At 48.4% G+C, this 20,937-nt stretch carries 12 protein-coding genes; all 12 read right to left on the bottom strand.

Annotated features, from left to right (window positions below; all coding sequences use genetic code 11):
* Positions 1-62 precede the first annotated feature (62 nt).
* Positions 63-3,545, bottom strand: coding sequence for an ATP-binding protein (locus PRUB_RS20880; protein WP_010385121.1), 3,483 nt, complete (start codon positions 3,543-3,545; stop codon positions 63-65).
* A gap of 211 nt (positions 3,546-3,756) precedes the next feature.
* The gene (locus PRUB_RS20875) at positions 3,757-5,880 is read right to left on the bottom strand and encodes a two-component system response regulator (protein WP_242065270.1); all 2,124 of its coding nucleotides are present in this window, start codon (positions 5,878-5,880) and stop codon (positions 3,757-3,759) included.
* Between the two features lie 117 nt (positions 5,881-5,997).
* Positions 5,998-7,836 (bottom strand): GGDEF domain-containing protein, encoded by a 1,839-nt coding sequence (locus PRUB_RS20870; protein ID WP_010385123.1) that lies wholly within the window; start codon positions 7,834-7,836, stop codon positions 5,998-6,000.
* Positions 7,833-8,720, bottom strand: coding sequence for a hypothetical protein (locus tag PRUB_RS20865; protein WP_010385124.1), 888 nt, complete (start codon positions 8,718-8,720; stop codon positions 7,833-7,835). Before PRUB_RS20865 ends, PRUB_RS20870 begins: the two co-directional genes overlap by 4 nt.
* Before the next feature lie 336 nt (positions 8,721-9,056).
* Positions 9,057-10,070: a M48 family metallopeptidase gene (locus tag PRUB_RS20860; RefSeq protein WP_010385125.1), complete on the bottom strand. Its 1,014-nt coding sequence runs from the start codon at positions 10,068-10,070 to the stop codon at positions 9,057-9,059.
* The gene (locus tag PRUB_RS20855; RefSeq protein WP_010385126.1) at positions 10,070-11,143 is read right to left on the bottom strand and encodes a YjgN family protein; all 1,074 of its coding nucleotides are present in this window, start codon (positions 11,141-11,143) and stop codon (positions 10,070-10,072) included. The genes PRUB_RS20860 and PRUB_RS20855 overlap by 1 nt, the downstream gene beginning before the upstream one ends.
* Before the next feature lie 184 nt (positions 11,144-11,327).
* Positions 11,328-11,498, bottom strand: coding sequence for a hypothetical protein (locus tag PRUB_RS20850; RefSeq protein WP_164487836.1), 171 nt, complete (start codon positions 11,496-11,498; stop codon positions 11,328-11,330).
* Positions 11,499-11,918: 420 nt separating this feature from the next.
* Entirely contained in the window at positions 11,919-14,549 is a 2,631-nt protein-coding gene (gene metH / locus PRUB_RS20845; RefSeq protein ID WP_010385130.1) for a methionine synthase, read from the bottom strand.
* A gap of 11 nt (positions 14,550-14,560) precedes the next feature.
* Positions 14,561-15,583 carry a homocysteine S-methyltransferase family protein gene (locus PRUB_RS20840; protein ID WP_230090649.1) on the bottom strand — a complete coding sequence of 341 codons (1,023 nt, stop codon included), beginning with the start codon at positions 15,581-15,583 and terminating at the stop codon, positions 14,561-14,563.
* A 55-nt stretch (positions 15,584-15,638) separates the two neighbouring features.
* Positions 15,639-16,586: a homoserine O-succinyltransferase gene (locus tag PRUB_RS20835; protein ID WP_010385132.1), complete on the bottom strand. Its 948-nt coding sequence runs from the start codon at positions 16,584-16,586 to the stop codon at positions 15,639-15,641.
* A 112-nt stretch (positions 16,587-16,698) separates the two neighbouring features.
* Positions 16,699-19,890, bottom strand: a complete 3,192-nt coding sequence (locus PRUB_RS20830; protein ID WP_010385133.1) for a PAS domain S-box protein — start codon at positions 19,888-19,890, stop codon at positions 16,699-16,701.
* A complete protein-coding gene (locus PRUB_RS20825) occupies positions 19,887-20,831 on the bottom strand; it encodes an ABC transporter substrate-binding protein (protein WP_010385134.1) in 945 nt (314 codons plus the stop codon). The genes PRUB_RS20830 and PRUB_RS20825 overlap by 4 nt, the downstream gene beginning before the upstream one ends.
* Positions 20,832-20,937: the final 106 nt, after the last annotated feature.

The following is a 20,937-nucleotide window of genomic DNA, read 5'->3' as shown; positions in this document are numbered from 1 at the left end:
TCTGGTCCGCCGTCTGGTTATTTGCATATGCAGATAACTCCCTGCTATCGCGTCATTGCGCATTAACTCTCGTTACTTCTCTTCGGCACGGCCGAGGCTTCAAATACCTCATTCTGGAGCGCCTGTTCAAGCGCCTGAAACTGATCAGATATGCGTTCCACCAAAGCAGGGTAATCCGTACCATCTTGCTGATCCGCCTTCTCTTCCAGCTTAGCCAGTAACTGGGTTAGCCTTTGAGCACCTATATCACCACTTTGTCCACGCAATGCATGGCTGATCTGTTTGACCTGAGCATGAGCAAGCGCATCGCAGTGTTCTTTCAGTGCTAATAGCTTCTCTGACGCAGCGTCATAAAACAGCCTGCAGATTTGCTGATACAACTCAATGTCACCCTGCAATCGTTCGATGGTGCCACTCACATCAAGTACTTGGCCCGATAAATCCGATACCATTTGTGCTTGATTTGATGCACTCTGACTCTCTGTTGCTTGTGAAATATCGCTGTCAGGCAAACTATGCGTTTGACGTTCATCCGATTTTTGATATGACATAAACTTAGACAATACATCAAACAGCAGCTTGGGCTGTATGGGCTTGGTCACGTAGTCATCCATACCAGCCGCCAGACAACGCTCCCGTTCCCCCGACATCGCATTGGCTGTCATTGCAATCACCGGAATATGGCGAAAAGATTCACCTCCCTTTCCTTCTCTGATCAAGCGCGTCGCCTGATACCCATCCATTGTTGGCATATTACAATCCATCAACACAGCAAATACCGGCTGGCTGTTTTTTTCAAAGTTAAGCAATGCACTCAAAGCTTCATGGCCTGATTGATATGTCACCACATCCGCATCGATGCCATGCAGGATCCCCCGGGCAACTTCTCGGTTAATTTGGTTATCATCCACAATCATCACTGTCGCACCGCTGAGGTCACTATGCGCATGATGTTGTATGTTAGGGACATGCACCTGGTGCTGATTTTTAAGCATCTTTTCAATCGCATTCTGATCAAATACCGACAGAAAATGACCCAAACGAATAGGCTTAACCAGTTTCGCCAAACACCCCGGAGCGATATTTTGTTGGGAAAATTCACTGTACAGCACGATAGTGCGAGCATATGCCGTGGTATCAGTCAGGTTTTCAATATGCGGATGATTATGATCCACAACCAGATACTCTCCGTTGCGCTCCACCAAAGTACCACCATATTTGGTAATGACATGTGAAAGGAAAGTACGCTCCCGCCCGTCATCCACATGCAGCTCAAACCGGTACCCATCCAACAGGTCATTGTGAGGTTTAGCCTTTGCTGTATCCAAAGCAAACGGTAAGGTAAATGAAAACTTGCTGCCAATGTTCTTTTGCGACTCAAAGCCAATTTGCCCACCCATCAACTCACAGAGGTTTTTACAAATTGACAAGCCAAGTCCTGTGCCACCAAACTCAGCGCTGATACCGCTGTCTTCCTGGGTAAAGGCAGAGAAAATCTTATGGTGGTTATTTTTATCAATCCCCACCCCGGTATCTTCCACGGCCACCGTCAAATATATCTTGCCTGCATCTTCTGTCGTCTCTGCCCGCACGCAAACACAGCCTTTGCTGGTAAATTTTATGGCATTGCTCACCAGGTTAAAGATGACCTGTTTGATCCGGCCTGCATCTCCTACCAGTTCAATAAAATCAATATCTGCAACATCAACCACCAAAGTAAGCTGCTTTTCATACGCTTTTAAAGAAATGGATGTCACAACATGCTCCACCACGGAAATGGGGTTAAGCGGCTCTTGCTCAAGCTCTAGTTTGCCCGCTTCGATTTTAGACAAATCTAGAATGTCGTTGATAAGAGAAGCCAGCGTTGAAGAACTGGTTTCTGTCATTTCCAGATACGATAATTGATTCTTGGTCAGCGGCTCTCGGCGGATCAGGTTGAGTGTACCCAGAATACCATTGAGCGGGGTGCGCATTTCATGGCTGATGGTAGAGATAAAGGCGCTTTTAACCGCAGACGCTTTGACCGCTTTGGCTTTTTCGGCCTCCAACTCCCCGGTGCGCTCTTTAACCTGCCGCTCCAAGCTTTCATTCGCACTTTTTACCTGCTGCTCACTGAGCTTTTCTTTTGTTGTATCACGACCAAACAAGGTAACCCCGACCAACTGGTTATCCGGACCTCGCACCGGCGAAACTTTGAAATTCACATGCCGAACTTCATCCTGTACGGTGTAGTGCTCGTACCAGTCAGTATCCTTGGGTGCTCCCTCGCTCTTAAAATAGCACACAGCGCCCTGCAAACGGTCCATAGGCAGCTCAATCAAATCGGTAATATTGTGCTGTCGCTCACTGGCCGCGAGACTGGGAAATATCAACAAAGACGCACTGTTATATGTCTGTACGTTAAGCTGTGTATCAAAGCTGATAATGGGCTCGTCCGCACCATCAATAATCGATTCATAGACGGCTTTATCTTCCTGATAGCGCTCACGATTACGATAGAAAACAACAATGCCGCCCATAAATAACAGTAATACTAAGGTCACCACGGCTAACAGCATATAACTCGACAAGCGTCGTTCATTTAGCAATGCCGAGGACTGTTGCGGGAGCGCAATTGCCGTGATAAACATCTCATGCCCCGGGCCCTGATAACCGCTATTCAGCTCTTGCTGTATCGCGACCTGAAGGGTATCTGTGCCGTGCTTATACACCCCATCAACACGACCCTTGGCAGTACTGTGTAATTTGAAATCATCGTCGAACATGCGCGGTCTGCCCAGATCCCGGGTGTAATGAAACACAGTATCAGGTCCGTAGATATAATGCCCCTGATGGTCAGTCAGGTAATACTCACCCGTGTCACTGTCCAGCAATTCGATTAACTGCTTCGCACTGGAGTTGAGCACCAACAAGCCAAACAGGTCGTTGTCGGCATCAAACAGAGGCATGGCAATACGCAAAACCGGGGTAAATGGTCGTTGCACTTTGTTATTTTCAAAATTCAGGGAAATACGCGATGCAAAGTGCATTTCTTCAGACAAGTCCAGAGTTTCCTGAACATAATCTTTATGCGATTTGTCCTGCAACTTGGCTTCGGGGATCCGCTCTACTTTGCCCCGGCGCCGATCAACCCGGACAAACTCACGACCGTCCGGCATGATGATACGCAACTGCAATAACTCAGCATTGTTATGGATCAGAGACCTAAAAATGGTCGCAATGCGAGATTTCCACAAATCAATGGGCTGGTTATCCTGTGGATCGACCCCATTATTTTTCAGTGCACGGGCAATGCCCGGAAAAGGTGGTGTATCTTTTAGAAAGTGCAAATAGCTTAAATCTGCCCGGTAACGCCGCTCAAATTGCTCTGCGATATGTGCTGCACTCTGCCTGAGCTGGTTTTCTACTTCAAACTGCACTTCTCCTTGCAACTTGCGTTCGAAGAAAATCAAAGCCAACACTATCATCAACAACAAACATACGCTGAAAGCGCCCGCAAACCAGCGCGTTTGCTTATTTTTTTTAACAGACAGAATCCCTATCATATATGACCTTTTAACCCAGCAGACGAGTTTTTGGCGGCTCTCAAAGTGTAAGACCGCAACCACCCCACCAAAATGGTATGCATATGCAAACTATAGCCTATGCAACCGGCATTACAGGGCCACAGTCATTTTTTTTCAAGAAAAGCTGAAAAGCCCTGACACTCCACGATATTTCCACTCACAGATAGGCCGCCAACATACACTCCACTCCCTAAGCTTGGTCTTTGCCGGGGGAGTGCGTCAGTGCATACTTAAATGCGCTCTGGCTGTCCATGGGCCTGGCATAAAAATAGCCCTGTGCTACGTCACATTTGAGTGATTTGAGCTCGCTGACCTGGGAGTCTGTCTCTACGCCTTCGGCCACCAGCTTGAGGCCAAGGGAGCGCGCTAGTAATACGATTGTCTGTACAATGCCAAAATGATGCTCGCCTGCTGCGATATCTTGTATGAATGATTTATCGATTTTAAGTACATCCAGAGGAAAAACTTTTAGATAGGACAAGCTGGAATAACCCGTTCCAAAATCGTCAATGGCGATCGTAACCCCCATGTCAGCCAGCTCAGCGAGTTTGCATTGCACTTGTTCAAAACTCTCAACCAGCGCACTTTCTGTCACTTCCAGTTCTAACTGCCGACTCGGTAACTTATGCTTCTCCAGGCACCTTGCAACCTGATCGACAAACAGAGCATGCTTCAGTTGCTGAGACGACACATTAACACTGACTTTAAGCGTCACCCCCTGATCCAACAAACGACGTCCGAATGCACAACTTTTTTGCAAAACTTGTTCACCCAATTCGTCGATTAAACCGAGCTCTTCGGCCAGCGAAATAAACTCCTGAGGCGCAACCAGTGTGCCTGATTTTTCTTTGAGCCGCGCAAGGGCTTCGAAACCACACACGCAACCGGAGTCAATGGCAATCTGAGGCTGAAAAAACACCGTTAACGCGTCTGCATCCAACGTTTCACGCAACAACAACTCCAGCTCATGCCGTTTCATTAACTCAGCTTCAAGCTCCTGAGAAAAAAAACACACCGTATTTCGACCCTGGTTTTTGGCCCGATACATAGCGACATCAGCATGGCGCATCAGCACCGCTTCTTCGTGGGCATCCAACAATGACATGCTCACACCTATGCTGACTGAAATCTGATACTCTTTTTGCTCAAGCAGAAATGGTTCTTTAAAACTGGCAATCAGGTTGTTTGCTACAACCGACACATAACTGGCAGAGCGAACCTCTTCTAACAGCAAAACGAACTCATCTCCTCCCACCCGCGCCAGTGACGCATTGGGATCAATCACCGACTCCAGTCGCTTCGCGACCTTCTTAATCAGTTCATCGCCTAAATGATGGCCCAGCGCATCATTGATATATTTAAAGTGATCTATATCTATCAATAAGACAGCTATGTGCATATTCGATATCCGGGCACTGGCTATTGCATGTTGCAACCTGTCGTGAAGGAGTACCCGGTTTGGCAGGCCAGTCAGCTGGTCATTGTTGGTTAAGAAGTTCATTTGCACTGCCATCGCAACCGACTCACTCACATCATGAAACACCATCACCGACCCTAATACCGTCCCGTCTTCACCACGAATAGGTGAAGCAGTATCTTCGACCCGATATATCTGACCATCTTTGCTGTGTAATTGACAGTTTAAGGCCATTGCCACGTTGCGCTTTTCGGTAAGTGCTCTTCTGGCAGGATTGATTGATTCGCTCTGCGTGGTGGCGTCACGTAAGTCCATCACAGCTTCAATCGGTGAGCCCAGGGCATAACTGGCCGCAATACCGGTCAAGCGTTCCGCCACCGGGTTCATATAACTTACGTAGCCTGCTTTATCTGTGGCGATAACGGCATCACCGATCGAGTTGAGCGTCACCTGAAAGAGCTCTTTCTCTCGCAATAATGACTCTGTGGTACTTTCCAGTGCATCCTGATAAGCCACGATCGCCAGCTGGTTATAAACCCGCATACGACAGGTTTTCAGGTCTATCGGTTTCGAAATATAGTCAGCACCGCCTTCAGTCAGAGATTTGAATTCTGTATTGGGGTCACGACTTGCAGTAATAAAAACAATTGTGTAGTGGGCTGTTTGCGGGTCACTTTTCAGTGTGCGGCAAATATCCACGCCATTGTATTCGCCCATGTCGATATCAAGCAAAATCACATGGGGTTGGATCTCTTTAATCAGCATCAAAGCATAGCTGGCTTCAGAGGTGGAGAACACCTCGCCTAAGTCACTTACGGCTTTTTTGATGATCAGTATGCTACTGGGGTCATCATCGACGATCAGTATTCTCGCATTGTCGGGCAAGTTCAGTCTCACGTGCAAACCTTCCACATTTCCTTAATCTAATCAGCATAGACCAAGCCGGGGTGTTTTAAACTGAGCCGCTTAATTATTTAAATACTTTATCATTAGAAACTATGCAAAATGCCACCACTAACCCGCAAGCTGAGTACTGGTGACGGTAAACGTTTCCATATTTTGCTGCAGTTGCTCAAAGGTCATAGCCAATGGCTGAGCGGGTAATTTCAGCCCTACCCAGGCATTGCGCCCGCCATTCTTTGCACGATACAAGCAATTATCAGCCAGTTCCAGTACCTGCTCCCAGCTCGCAAGCTGCGCATCAGCCAGGCGTAAGGGATACGCGGCAAAACCAATAGAGCAAGTACAGCTCAGCGGTTGTTCATCGTGACTAAACACACACTGCGCCACAGCATTGTGGAGCCTTTCAACAACCTGCTGTGCTGTTGTCATGTCTGTCTGAGGCATTACCAGCAAAAACTCTTCGCCGCCCCAACGTACCAACTCATCCTGTGCCCTGAGCTGACTCGTGACCACCTCTGCAAATTGCTGTAACACCACATCACCAGTGGCATGACCATAACTGTCATTGATCTGTTTAAAATGGTCGATATCTATCAGGCAAAAAATCGTGCTCTGCGACACATCCTGGGATTGCACGAGTAATTTGTCTGCCGCGCTAAAAAAGTAATGGCGGTTGTGCAAGCCTGTCAGGCTGTCTGAATAACTGAGCGCCTGCAATCGACGATTTCGCTCATCCAGCTCAGCGGTTCTCTGTTTTACTTGCTCTTCCAGTAATGACAAATAACGCTTGTTCTGCCAACGCCAATATAAGAATCCCAACAATGCCAACGCCAGAATAAGCAACAATGCACCACGTTGCTGCGCGAGGCGTGTATTTTCCAAAATTTGTTGGTGACGGAAAATCTCTTGTGCCTGTATCGCATTATCTTTTTCCAGCAAACTCAACTGCTGTTTTTGTGTGGCCAGCGCGTACTGCGACTCCAGTTGCAACAACTTATTGTTGCGTTTTTGAAAGTTGAGTGCATCTTTGCTCAGGGCATAGCGCTTCAGATATAAATGCGCCTGCTGGTAGTCACCCAGCTGGACATAAGCATTGGACAACACAAACTGCAAATCAGCCTGCTCTTCTAAGAACCGGGTTGTAAAAGTTTCCATTAACGCAGGCATTGCCGTACCAAGTGTTTTTTGAAACTCTCCGGCCTGCAACCAGGCCATGGATTGCAGCAAGTTAAACCGGATCCGCATGCGCTGATTACGAATGAGAATGTTACTTTGAGCAACCTGATTGAGGATAGGCTGTGCCCGCTGATAACGGCCCAGTTTTAGCAATGCCCAGGCCCTGACCAGCAGCAGTTTATCAAGGAGTTCTGGCGTGCCGGTTACCACCAGGTCTTCCGTATGCAGGGCCGCAACGGCTTGATGATAACTCCCCAGCAAAACATACAGGTAGCCTTGCCATAACCTGTGTGCCAATAATAATCGGTGAGCCACATAGGGCGTTGCCTGAGCCTTGTTATGCAGCTGATCAATCAGCTGATCTACATCATCCAGTGAGCGTTGTGCATAGTTATAGCGCTCAAGGTCCATTTCTAATCTGGCAATGGCTAATCGGCTTTGCGCCATCAGCGCCAGATCCTCACGCTCGACAGCCAGCTGTAATGCATCGTTATGCAACACCAGGCTTTGCTGATAGTCGCCATATTGCTGGCGGATCTGCCCCTCCAGTAATAAGGTTTGTGCGACAATTTCCAGCGCATCAATCGCCTGAGCGTCGCGCCGCAACGCTCTGAGTTCAGGGAGCATCGACAGGTCAAAATCACTTTTCAGTGTTTCGTTCAACCCGGCCAGCGACTTTTCCAGCTGCTCAGGAGAAGCAAGCTCAGTGGCCATAACAGATACGCTGAGAAACAGGCCTAACAACCAAAATATAGGCGCACCGAACCGGATCATGGTCTGGACTCCTGCGGCAGCATGGCACGATTAATGACAGCCCAATCTTGTACCTTACGATTAATAAAGCCAGACTCCGTCAACGCTTTGTGGATCACTCCCCGACGCCTGAGCTCTTTCAGGCCCCGGTTCAGCGCGGCAAAAATCTGGGCCCCTTCGGGGTGACGTTTGCTGACGATAAAGTGACGTGAATCAGGCAACACCATTTTTACCCCTTCAATGGGCACGTAATCCCGGCCTTCAAACACCAACTGCAAAGATTCGCTGACACTGAAATTGACCAACATGCCATCGACGATGTCAGTTTCCACCATGTTCAGCATACTTTCCCAGGGACCGATGAAGCTCACCAGATTCATGTTGCTATTTGTCAGGGCGTGCCAGTCTACCCGCCAGCGAGGGTTGGCCACCAGCGTGAGCTGCTCCAGCCCATCTTGTGTGGTCTGATGCAATGCCTGATTACGCTTTGCCACATATATACCGGCTTCATACTCACCAAATTTTACGACTGGATCACTGACATACACAGAGCCACGATAATTAATGACATCTTCATGCCAAACAGTGCGTGCCAGGATCAGACTTTCTCCGGCAACCATGTCTGTGAATTCAAGAATATTGACTGAGGGCTTAGGATTGAAAACCACCTCACGGGTTTCCCCGCCAAGAAACAACGCTTGTTGCAATAACACCATCTCAATGATCTCGATATGAGACCCCTGCGTGGTTGGGCGAAAGTCAGTGACATCAAGCACCGAGCGCCCTTGTAGAAATGCTTGATAACGCTGAGAAAAGTTCTCACTGCTAATGATATCAACAACCAAAGGGTTGTGGGCTTTGGCACATTGCGACACTACAAGCAATAACAACACCAAAAACTTCATTTGCCTCCCCAGCACACAAATCACGCACAGTGTGCCTTAGTATACAGGAAGGCACGAACATAAGTTAACCTGACAATAACAAAAAACCAGTACAATGCAGTAAAAACTGCGTACAAATCGCAATTATTGAAACAATAATAAAGAGTTACAGGAGATAAAAAAACGTCACTTAAAAGTCTGGGGTTGTGGTGTAACAAGAAACTCAGGTCAATTCCGGGCCAGGAAAATAAAAGGCCTCATTGAGGCCTTTAGAGATATAGTGACAAATACACGTTTTACCGGGTAGGTAAATATCACTCAGTCCCCTTTGCCAGCGGCCCAAATCTAACCAGGCTATCAGGGTGTGGTGTGGCTTCTGGCATGTTCAATACGTTCTTGCAGGCTTGGGTGAGTAGACAGGTACTTTAACCAGCTTTGCGATTGCTCTTCATCAAGCGGTACCAGTGACTCCAGAGCCTGTGCAAAGTCTTCGCCGCTGTAGCCCAGACGCTCAAGCTGCATCAAGGCATAGTTGTCAGCCTCCCACTCCATATTTTGTGAGAACTGCAGATCCATCAAAGCACTGCCCGACCCAAGCACCACCTCAGCAACTATGTCCATATCCCCCACCAACATCGCAATCGCAATACTGGCAACGGCGGCCTGAGATGCCAGACGTACACTGTGCATACGCTCTACATGACCGATTTCGTGCAATAAAATCGCCCTGAGCGCCTCAGGGTGATCGGCCAGGCGTCGTGCCAGTTCATCGGTTACCACCACCTGACCATGAGGCAAAGCAAAAGCATTGGCGCCAAAATGATCTGAGCGATACACATCAATGCGGTACTTCTCTGCCGACAGACCAAGCTGAGAAACGGTGTCGTGCCACAAAGTAAAAACGGCTTGCTGCTCTTGCGCTGAAAGTTCACTGGGCGACAACACAGTGCGCTCGATAAGCACCATAGATTGCTGGCCCATTTGCTCAACAACCGTATCAGGCATGGCCTGCACGGCAGTCACAGCAATGCCTGGGACCAGTTTAAATAGCAAGGCGTAAAGTAGTACAGGCGTAGCAACAAGCGCACATAGGATAAGCGCCAGGTTACTTTCCAGGCGCGCCAGCAACGCACTTTTACGTTGCTGAAATGGCCAGCGGTAGGCAACATCATGGGGGACGAAGCGTGCGCCATCTGCAAAAGTCAGCTCGCTGGCCTGCCCTGGCAGATGAGCGGCTACATTAAGCGCCGTTTGTGTACTTTCAAACACACACTCATCCTTTGCATAAATAGCAATGTGCTCATCACTCAGCCGGGCATAGGCTTCCTGAACCCGACTGCTGTTAGGCAGATAAAAATATCCTTTAATCATCAGGTCAGCGAAATATCAACGTCAAATACATTCGCAGCTTCCTCGGCGAAAGAAGAGTCAGCTTGCTGCGCATTATCCAGCACCTGATCAGCACCTGGCAGTAACACAACCTGAGTGGCCCCGGCCAGTGCCTTGACTTTACGTACTTTAGCCCAGGGGAAAGCCAGACCCGCGGTCAGTACAATTGCAGCAGCGTTGGTTGCCAGAATAAGTGCATAGCGCTGCGGCTGCAAATTCGATTTAAACTCAGCCACATCTTCAATCTGTGCGTTATTCAAAATATGATTACGGATCTGCGCCTGATAAATACCTTGCAATGCGGAAATCACGAACAAATACAAAGGAACAATCAACACCAGGACAAACTGGCTCGATCCAATGTCATCTGGATTCATGCCAACACCCGTTACCAGGCTCAATACAATACCCAATGCCACCAGCATAAGTATGCCCAGCAGTACGACCAACAATGCTGCTTTATAGTATGCTTTGCCCTGCAACTGCACATGGACCGGCTTGTCACCGTAGCGAATATTGCTGTGAATATACGCGTCTATGCGCTTTAACACCCAGGGCATCAACAAATATAGCGTGAAAATACTGAAAAATGGCAGCACCACAAAATTCACCATTGCTTCGCCAAAGTTGCCTTTGAACGCAAAGCGAATATTACGATAACGGGTCATGCGCATACTAAACTTCAGACCCTGATTGATCATCCAGGGTACCAACAGTGCCAAAGCCAGCGCTAATAGCGCGCCCACAAGTGGAAAATAGCCAGATACCACACTGTAGATAACAAACAAGCCGACGGCGAGCAAACGGCCTTTTAGGATCTGAATCGGCGTGGCCAGATAATCAAAGCGATGTCCGTCCAGTACAGTATGACCGTAGAAATATTGCTTGGTACGCACCGTTGCCCAGGCAGAGTAAATACCCAAGGTCAGCAACGTCAGTAAGATATTGACAATCCAGATCCCAAAATACTCTTTGGCATTGCCAGTGAATTGCAGTTGAGATGGCGCAATTTGACTGCCCGGTTCGGCAGCAGAAGGAGTAGAAGTCGAGTCCATTGTTGGCTTCCTTTTTTTCATTATTATATGTTTTCACACAATTGATGTATTCACGGGAGTGTCCCCATGGAAACTACGGGAAAATACACCACCACACGCGTCAGTGCAATGCATAAAAAGCAAAACGCCGACGTAACTTATCAGTCACCTCGGCGTTCAGTATTGATTGGTGCTGCTGTATTACTTAGCAGACACGAGTCAACCAATTGATAAAGTGACGCGCTTCGCTGCCACTCGAAAATTGCGTTTGTTTGCGGCCTGAGCCATCTGCAAAAACGACTTTTGATTTGTTGACCGAAATTGAGCGAATTGGTTGCTCAACACGGATCTCTGTTCCGTTGTATGTATAAGACATAATAAAACTCACTTTTATAATGCGCAGCCTGTCGGCTATCGCTTTAAACAATAAACGAGCTTTATGACAGTTTGATACCACACCTGAAAAATCTGCGATCAATTTTTCGACACTTTGGAGCCAACAAACTGACGCGCGCTTCAAAGGAAATGGTACTGGCGATCTTAATAGCTGCATTCACAACGACCCCGGTGGGGTAACTGCAGTGGTATATCGCCTGACTATAATAAGCTCTACTTCTTAATTTTTAATGCGGGCTTACTGGATCAAGGCAAGAGGGCATTACTTCTATGACGCTTTAAATAAGAGGTTATTTAAAGCAAGAGAGCAATAATAACGAAATAATAAACAAATGCAAGAAAAATGGTTGTTTTTTTGGCTAGAAGTAAGGGCCTATCGGCCCTTACTTTCTATTGTCCACTATTGTGGCTCATATCCTAAGTTAGGTGACAGCCAGCGTTCGGCTTCAGCTAACGTCATATTACTGCGTTTGGCATAGTCTTCAACCTGATCTTTCTGGATAGCCGCCACCGCAAAATACTTAGAATCTGGGTGAGAGAAATACCAGCCAGATACCGCAGCACCAGGCCACATGGCATATGAGCTGGTCAGTTTCATACCAATGCGGTTTTCCACATCCAGTAGTTGCCAGATCTTGTCTTTCTCAGTGTGCTCAGGGCAAGCAGGATAGCCAGGTGCAGGTCGGATCCCCTGATAATTCTCACGGATCAGCTGCTCATTACTGAGATTTTCATCACTGGCAAAACCCCAATGCTGTTTACGAACCTGTTCATGCAGGTATTCCGCAAAGGCCTCAGCCAGACGATCTGCAACCGCTTTTACCATGATCTTATTATAATCATCCTGCTGCTGCTCGAATACATCCGCCAAATCATCCTCTTCCAGACCCCCCGTAACGGCAAACGCCCCAAAATAGTCCGGCGTGCCTTTTGGCGCAATATAATCTGCCAGACAGTAGTTAGGAAAATCGGTTTTCTCGGTCTGCTGGCGCAGCTGACATGAGCGCAGCAGTACTTCCTTACGACTTTCATCACGATAGATTTCTATGTCGTCCCCTACCCGGTTGGCCGGAAACAGACCTATCACACCGAGCGGTTGCAAGCTGCCTTTGGCTGTTAACTCATCCAGCATAGCGTTCGCATCAGCAAAGAGCTTTTTCGCTTCTTCGCCCACGACTTCATCTTCCAGAATACGCGGATATTTACCCGCCAGGGTCCAGGTCATGAAAAACGGCGTCCAGTCTATGTATTCACGTAAAGTGGCAATACTGACATCTTTAAACTCAGTAATACCGAGCTTTTTAGGCACAGGCGGGGTGTAATTGTCCCAGTCCAGCTTAACGGCGTTGTCTCGTGCACGCGCCAGCGTTACCGGCTTAGAACGAGGCTTTTTACGCGCCTGTTGTTCACGTACCTTGACGTATTCACTGGCAGTTTTTTCCAAAAATACCGGTTTTTGTGTGGCACTAAGCAGGCTGGAAACCACACCCACCGCACGACTGGCGTTGTTGACATAAACGACGCCCTTATCATACTGCGGCTCAATCTTAACTGCGGTATGTGCCTTCGACGTAGTCGCACCGCCAATCAGCAATGGGATCTCAAAGCCACGACGCGTCATCTCTTTTGCCACGTGCACCATTTCGTCCAGCGAAGGCGTGATCAAGCCCGACAAACCAATAGCATCGGCATTTTCATCAATGGCCGTTTGCAGGATTTTCTCTGCCGGCACCATCACGCCTAAATCTATAACTTCGTAGTTATTACACTGCAGCACCACACCGACAATGTTTTTACCGATATCATGAACATCACCCTTTACCGTGGCCATGATGATCTTACCGTTGCTCTCCCCAGCCTGCTTCTCAGCTTCAATATAAGGGTCCAGATAGGCCACCGCACGCTTCATCACACGTGCAGACTTCACCACCTGGGGCAGGAACATTTTACCGGCACCAAATAAATCACCGACCACATTCATGCCGTCCATCAAAGGACCTTCAATCACTTCAATCGGTTTGTCGAACGTCTGGCGACACGCCTCGGTGTCCTCTTCGATATACTCAGTGATACCTTTTACCAGTGCATGTTCAAGACGCTTAGCCACCGGCCAGCTGCGCCACTCCAGGTCTTCGGCTTTTTCAGCCTGTGCCATTCCCGAGTAGTTAGGCGCTATCTCTACCAAACGCTCACCCGCGCCGGGGTCAGTGTTGAGGACCACATCCTCTACTGCTTTGCGCAGTTCATCCGGAATATCATCGTATACCGTCAGCTGACCTGCATTCACTATCCCCATATCCATACCGGCCTGAATGGCGTGGTACAAAAATACTGAGTGAATGGCCTCACGCACCGGGTTATTACCCCGAAATGAGAAAGACACGTTCGACACCCCGCCCGACACTTTACAGTGCGGCAGGTTCTGCTTGATACGGCGCGTGCCCTCAATAAACTCGACGGCATAGTTGTCGTGTTCTTCAATACCGGTCGCAACAGCAAAAATATTGGGGTCAAAAATGATGTCTTCAGGCGGGAAACCCAGCTCATCCACCAAAATGCGATAAGAGCGCTCACAGATCTCAAACTTGCGGTCCGCTGTTTCGGCCTGGCCCGTTTCGTCGAACGCCATGACTACCACGGCCGCGCCAAAACGCTTAATGATTTTCGCCTGGTGTTCAAACGGCTCACGGCCCTCTTTCAAAGAGATGGAGTTAACAATGGCCTTACCCTGAATACACTTCAGGCCCGCTTCAATCACTTCCCATTTGGATGAGTCAACCATGATTGGTACACGAGAAATATCCGGCTCTGAGGCAATCAGGTTCAAAAACTTAACCATGGCGGCCTTAGAGTCCAGCATCGCTTCATCCATATTGATGTCGATCACCTGGGCTCCGTTTTCGACCTGGCTGCGCGCCACATCCAGTGCTGTTTCGTAATCTTCTTCCAAGATCAAACGCTTAAAACGCGCCGAGCCGGTAACATTGGTTCTTTCACCGACGTTGGTAAAAATGGCTGTAGATTGCGTCATATCAGTACTTCCTAATTTAGATTACAGGCTTCAAGGCCCGCCAAGCGCATTCTGACTTCAAGCTCAGGTAAGGTGCGCGGCGCGACCTGTTTGAGTCCATTTACAAAGGCGCTAATATGTTCAGGCGTGGTACCACAGCAGCCACCGACGATATTAATAAAGCCTTCTTTACCCCAGTCGATGATTTCCTTTGCCATGTCATCGGCTTCGAGATCATACTCACCAAATTCATTCGGCAAGCCCGCGTTAGGGTGCACGGACGTATAGGTTTCGCATACCCGTGACAATTCTTCGACATAAGCACGTAACAGGTCAGGACCCAGCGCACAGTTCAAACCAATAGAGATAGGTTTAATATGACGAATAGAGTTGTAAAACGCTTCGGTTGTCTGGCCCGACAAGGTGCGTCCTGACGCATCCGTGATAGTCCCGGAGATCATCACCGGTAAAGTGATACCGGTTCGCTCAAACGCTTCTTCCACCCCGTACGCTGCCGCTTTGGCGTTAAGCGTATCAAAGATGGTTTCTATCAGGATCAGATCTGCGCCGCCCTCAATCAGGGCTTCGGTAGATTCAATATACGCTTCCACCAGCTGATCAAACGACACATTCCGATAACCCGGATCGTTCACGTCCGGTGAAATAGAACAGGTTTTTGAAGTCGGCCCTAAAACACCTGCAACATAACGCGGCTTGCCTGGGTCTTTGGCTGTGAACTCATCACATACCGCGCGCGCAAGCCGGGCTGATTCGACGTTGATCTCCCGGCTCAGGCTAGCCATGTCATAGTCTTCCATCGAAATAGTGGTGGCATTGAAAGTATTCGTTTCAATAATGTCCGCACCCGCTTCGAGATATTCGCGATGGATCTGACGGATCACTTCAGGTTGAGTCAGGCTGAGCAGGTCATTATTGCCTTTGATCAATACATGCCAGTCTTTAAAGCGCTCGCCCCGATAGTCCTCTTCCTCAAACTTATGTTTTTGGATCATGGTGCCCATGGCCCCATCGAGGATCAAAATACGCTGTTGCATGGCCGTTTTTAGCGCCTCAGCAATGGCTGCGCCGTCGGCCGCAGTGGTGATATGTTTATTCGGCATAATTGTTAGTCCTAACATCCTGGCTAACCAGATTAATATCGTACGGAGTGGTCTGGTAAACATAGTAGTTTAACCAGTTGGAGAATAACAAAAAAGCATGGCTTTGCCATGTCTTGGATGGCTTTGCAGACGCATCATCTTTTGGAAAGTAATTCTCCGGCTTAGGTGCATCCGGACCTTTTTCGCAATCGCGGAAATACTCTTTGCTGAGGGTATCTGCGTCATATTCCGGGTGTCCGGTAATATACACCTGGCTACCCGACACATTTTTAATTAAATAGGCCCCGACTCGTTCGGACCCGGCAAGCGTCACCAAATCCTCACAGGCATCAATCTTACTGGCTTCGATATGACCATAGCGAGAGTGAGGCACCAAAAACTCATCGTCAAACCCACGTGTCAAAGCACCATGTTCAAAGTAACACTGATGACGAAACACGCCACATAGTTTGTCTTTTTTCAACTCACGCTTCAGGCCGTGATGATGGAATAGACCAGCATGCGCAGCCCAGCAAGAAAACAGCGTCGATGTGACATGATGCTCGGCCCAGTCGAAGAACGCCTTTAACTCTTCCCAGTAGGTCACATCTTCATATTCAAGATGCGCAAGTGGCGCACCTGTGACAATCAGCGCATCATAGTTTTCTGCTCTTACATCAGAAAAGTAGCGGTAAAACATATTTAGGTGTTGCTCTGAGTTTTCAGAACTACGGTGGGTATCCAGACGCAACAGATCAACATTCACCTGAAGCGGTGAATTCGCCAGCAGACGAATAAACTGTACTTCAGTTTCTACTTTATTCGGCATCAGGTTGAGTATGGCCAACCGCATTGGCCGGATCTCCTGCGTACTGGCACGGCTTTGCGGCATCACAAAGACATTCTCGTGACGTAAATGGCTGATGGCAGGTAAATCGTCGGTGACTGTGATTGGCATGGTATTCCCCTCAGTGACTGGATCTCTGTAACGCGATCCACTTTCCAGCGACATTATGAAGCAATGGGAATAAATTTCAACTTCTAGATGTTTAGCCGTCTAAAATTAAAATTCACCCTCCAGACTCTGCCAATGCAGCTTTTAGCGCCTGACAAGAACGCGCCAAAACCGCCGCCAGCGCCTGAAGCAAACTCGCCTGCTCTGGTGCTTGCTGGACAATCGCCTGCTCCAGCTGGGTCGCCAGCTCAGCACAGCGCAACAATCCAAGGTACCCAGCTTGTCCCTTTAGTGTATGCGCCATTCTGGCGGCCGCTTCAAAATCCTTCTCCTGCAAACTTTGCTCAAGGCGCTCGCAAAACCCACTCTGTGCCACCATAAACTTATCGGACATTTTGCGATAAAAGTCTGTATTGCCATTCACATGCTTAAGGCCCTGCGCCATATCGAGCAAATCACTGCCTGCGTTTTCATACGATGGAACTGACTCAGGTAGTGTTGAATAAGGCTGCACAGGCTCCATCACACCCGTCACGTCAGGCTTGCTCAGCTGGGATTGACGACAAAGCCATTGGTAAATCTTTTGATAAGCCAGCTCAACATTAATGGGTTTGGCGATGTGATCGTCCATGCCACACGCTTTTATCTCTTGCAGATCATGGTGCATCACATTCGCCGTCAGGGCAATAATGGGCACCTGGCGATAAGCCGGTATTTTTCTGATCTCCCGGGTCGCGGTATATCCATCCATCACGGGCATCTGACAGTCCATTAAGATCAAATCAACTGCCGTTTCCCGTATCCGCTCCAGCGCCTCCTCTCCGTGTTCTGCTGTGGATACCCGCATCCCCGCGTCAGTCAGTATTTCCTGTGCGATTTCCCGATTAATATCATTGTCTTCCACCAATAACACGGTTGCCCCTTCAAGTACTGCCGATACGGCCCCTTGCTCGATTTTCGCGCCTATCTGTGCGCCGGGCTCTGTTGCAACCTCACCAAGTGGAAAAGTAATTTCAACAAAAAAATGTGCTCCTTCTCCTTCGTTACTCTCACACCACACCCTGCCCCCCATGAGTTTCACCAGGTTTTTACTGATCGCCAGACCCAGACCGGTCCCCCCATATTGCCGGGTGGTCGATGCATCAGCCTGAGTAAAAGGGGCAAACAAAGTTTGCAACTGACTCGATGAAATACCAATACCGGTATCTGATACAGTAAACAGTATCTGTGCATTGGATTCTGTACACGCTTTTGCAGTCACTTGCAGAGTGATACTGCCAGAATGGGGGGTGAACTTAATCGCATTACTGAGTAAATTCAGCAACACCTGGCTGAGCCTGAGCGCATCCCCTATCAGGACTTCTGGTAACTTTTGATCTTGCCTTACCGCAAAGCTCAGTTGTTTCTCGTCAGTCCGGGCCGCAATCAAACCACAAACATGCTCAATCAGCGTCTGTAATCCAAATGGCACAGACTCCACACTGAGTTTTCCTGCCTCTATCTTAGAAATGTCCAGAATGTCATTCAGGAGTACCAACAGGTTATCTGCTGCATAACGTATTTTTTTCAGATAGTTATGCATTTTTGGTGGCGCATCCATTTTGAGCGCAAGATGCGTTAACCCGGTTATTGCATGCATGGGTGTGCGAATTTCATGAGACATATTGGCGAGAAACTCTGACTTAGCTCGGGTCGCACTCTGTGCGGCCTGCATCGCTTCCAGGAGCTTTTGCTCTGCCTCTTTGCGCTCCGTAATATCACGAATAATGGCAGTGAAATAATTGGCCTCTCCCACCTTAGTTTCGGCAACAGCCAGGTCGATGGGAAAGCACCGGCCACTTTTATTACGTGCTGTCACTTCACGCTTATTGTCGATGACTTTTTTTACACCGGTATCAAAATAATTTTGCATATACTGATCATGGCTACTGCGATAGGGCTCAGGCATCAACATGCGCAGATTTTTACCCAGCACTTCATCAGGCGCATACCCAAACATCTCCACCGCCGCCGGACTAAACTCCTGAACTTCTCCCTGAGTGTTAATCACTATAATGGCATCCGCAGCCGTATCTATGATGGCCCGAGTCATCGCCTGATTTTCTATCAGTGACAGTTCTTTGTGCATCTGCTCAGATATATCCTGAACAATACCGACCATTTTATAGTGCCCGGTGTTACTGTCTTCACATCGTTCAGCGACGAGGCGAATAAAACGGCATGTATCGCCACTTTGCAACTCATAATTAAAGTCATGATGCTGTTGCTGCTTGTCAAAAATAGCCTGTAATGCTGGCTCGGATACGACATCAGCATGGCCGAACAAAGTGCTTAACGTCACAGGCTGAGCGGGAGATGCACCAATGATGTCGTAGGCCTCCTGGGATAAATGTACCAAACCACTTTCCAGTTCGAGTTCCCAGCGACCCAGGCGGGCCATTTTTTGTGCCTGCTCATAATTCAGGTTGGCACTTTGCAGCTCAGCGGTACGTAACTTCACCCTGGATTCAAGCTCGCACTTATTTTTATCCAATTGCGCAATGTGTTCACGAATGGCACTGGAAGCCCAATTAAATGTCTTTGTCAGCGTTGCAATTTCTTTAAACCCATAACGCACACTCTGGTGTGTGTAAGTGCCATCTGCGAGTAAAGTCGCCTGCCTTGCCAGCTCCCCCAATGGCGCGATAACTCCTTTCCTTAACAGTACCATCACCATCAGGATCAACCCCCCACAGCCGACCCACATCAAAACCAGGTTCAGACGAATATTGCGCCATAACATCTGCTCGCTCAATGCCAGGTTATAATTTAAGTAAATCAGCCCCAGTCGGCTAGAGCGCAACTCAGTGCCAGACGGCAAAGCAAAGCTTTGCAGCGCTTCGAGTGTGTTATGGTCCGCCGAGAGTAGCATCGACGGCATGTGACTACTCAGTGCGGCTTTAAGCGTCTGTTCGGTATGGTGACTGGCAACATCCTGTAGTGATTTACCTATATCAGCAAAGTGATTACTGAACAGTATTTGCCCCGTTTCATCGGTCACCGCAATGTTTGCAACTTCCGGAGCCGTGCCGATAACAGATAAATCATGCCGAATTTCCTCGGGTTTATCGGCACTCAGGTTCACTTCGACATGACGTTTCAACGTCAGCAGCAGATAATTGGCATGTGACTTATGACTTGATTGAGCTGCATCACGACTCCCGGTATAAATGACCATAGTGCTCAGGCTCAGTACTGCAAAGCAAAGCACTAATATCCCCACCGGCACCCAAAATGCCAGGGAAGTTGGCACACCCGGGCGTCTCATTGCGTCACAAACCTCGCGTCAACTAAATCATCGACATCAGTAATTTCTGCAATCATATTATGCTCAAGTAGCACAGCTAACAGTTGGTCAGCAGTGACTTGCAAGGGAGGAAGCGTGCCTGTCCCCACCAACAGGTCACGATTGGTGGGCATATCGGCCAATGCTATCCCATCAAGTGCTGCCAATAGTTCATTGGGCTGTAATCCAAGTCTGGGAGACATCAATTGCGCAGCGGTTTCTGGATTGCTTTTTATGAAGGCGAGCGCTGCAAACTGAGCGGAAATAAGTGTTTGCAGGGCATCAAAATGATGAGAGAGCTGTGCGGTCCGAACCACCAACACATCAACAATTTTGCCGGGAATTTGGGCGCTATCAAAGATAACCTTATGGTGCTGGTTGACAAGCTGGGTGGTCACCGGTTCAAACGTCACGACCGCATCAACCTCACGTGACTGAAAAGCTCGGAAATGCTGATTCACAGGCATATGGACAGCATCAACGTCCGCCATACTCAATTGCGCGGCATCCAGTGTTTTGTGTAACATCAGTGCGCCAACAGCCGTTTGCTCATAGGCAATGCGCTTTCCTTTGAGTTGCGCCAATTCAACAATCGGTGCTCTGGCAACGACCGCATCAGCCCCATTAGAGACATCCATGATCAATACGATTTTGAGCGCAATACCTTCAGATACCAACAGCAGTGCTTCATCCAGCGTCAGTGCAGCCACTTCAATACGCCCGTGCCGAAATGCATCCATGGTGTCAGTGGCAGACAGTAACTCTACCAACTCAATGTTATCTGCCAGCAGACCCTTTTGCTGGGCCAGATAGAGAGTCTCATAGCCCGGCCACAAATTGAATCCTACTCTGAGCTGAGTGCGCGATGCATCAGAACACCCGACAATCAGTGCAAATACGAGTACTAACAACAAAAGTTTCACTTCGTGCCCCGTCCATTAGGTCATTGGTAAAGTTTCTTTTTGTATTCTAGTCTTGATTTGAGAAGTTGGGGGCTGAAGGTGAAAATACCGCGTTATTGGACCTCAA

It is taken from the genome of Pseudoalteromonas rubra (assembly GCF_000238295.3).
Taxonomy (GTDB): Bacteria; Pseudomonadota; Gammaproteobacteria; order Enterobacterales; family Alteromonadaceae; genus Pseudoalteromonas; species Pseudoalteromonas rubra.
This window is presented reverse-complemented; position numbering and strand designations above follow the sequence as displayed.

Bases quoted from the DNA above. Each gene is read 5' to 3' on its own strand.
- PRUB_RS20880 (WP_010385121.1), bottom strand. From the start codon at position 3,545: ATGATAGGGATTCTGTCTGTTAAAAAAAATAAGCAAACGCGCTGGTTT.
- PRUB_RS20870 (WP_010385123.1), bottom strand. From the start codon at position 7,836: ATGATCCGGTTCGGTGCGCCTATATTTTGGTTGTTAGGCCTGTTTCTC.
- PRUB_RS20865 (WP_010385124.1), bottom strand. From the start codon at position 8,720: ATGAAGTTTTTGGTGTTGTTATTGCTTGTAGTGTCGCAATGTGCCAAA.
- PRUB_RS20860 (WP_010385125.1), bottom strand. From the start codon at position 10,070: ATGATTAAAGGATATTTTTATCTGCCTAACAGCAGTCGGGTTCAGGAA.
- PRUB_RS20855 (WP_010385126.1), bottom strand. From the start codon at position 11,143: ATGGACTCGACTTCTACTCCTTCTGCTGCCGAACCGGGCAGTCAAATT.
- PRUB_RS20850 (WP_164487836.1), bottom strand. From the start codon at position 11,498: ATGTCTTATACATACAACGGAACAGAGATCCGTGTTGAGCAACCAATT.
- metH (WP_010385130.1), bottom strand. From the start codon at position 14,549: ATGACGCAATCTACAGCCATTTTTACCAACGTCGGTGAAAGAACCAAT.
- PRUB_RS20840 (WP_230090649.1), bottom strand. From the start codon at position 15,583: ATGCAACAGCGTATTTTGATCCTCGATGGGGCCATGGGCACCATGATC.
- PRUB_RS20835 (WP_010385132.1), bottom strand. From the start codon at position 16,586: ATGCCAATCACAGTCACCGACGATTTACCTGCCATCAGCCATTTACGT.
- PRUB_RS20830 (WP_010385133.1), bottom strand. From the start codon at position 19,890: ATGAGACGCCCGGGTGTGCCAACTTCCCTGGCATTTTGGGTGCCGGTG.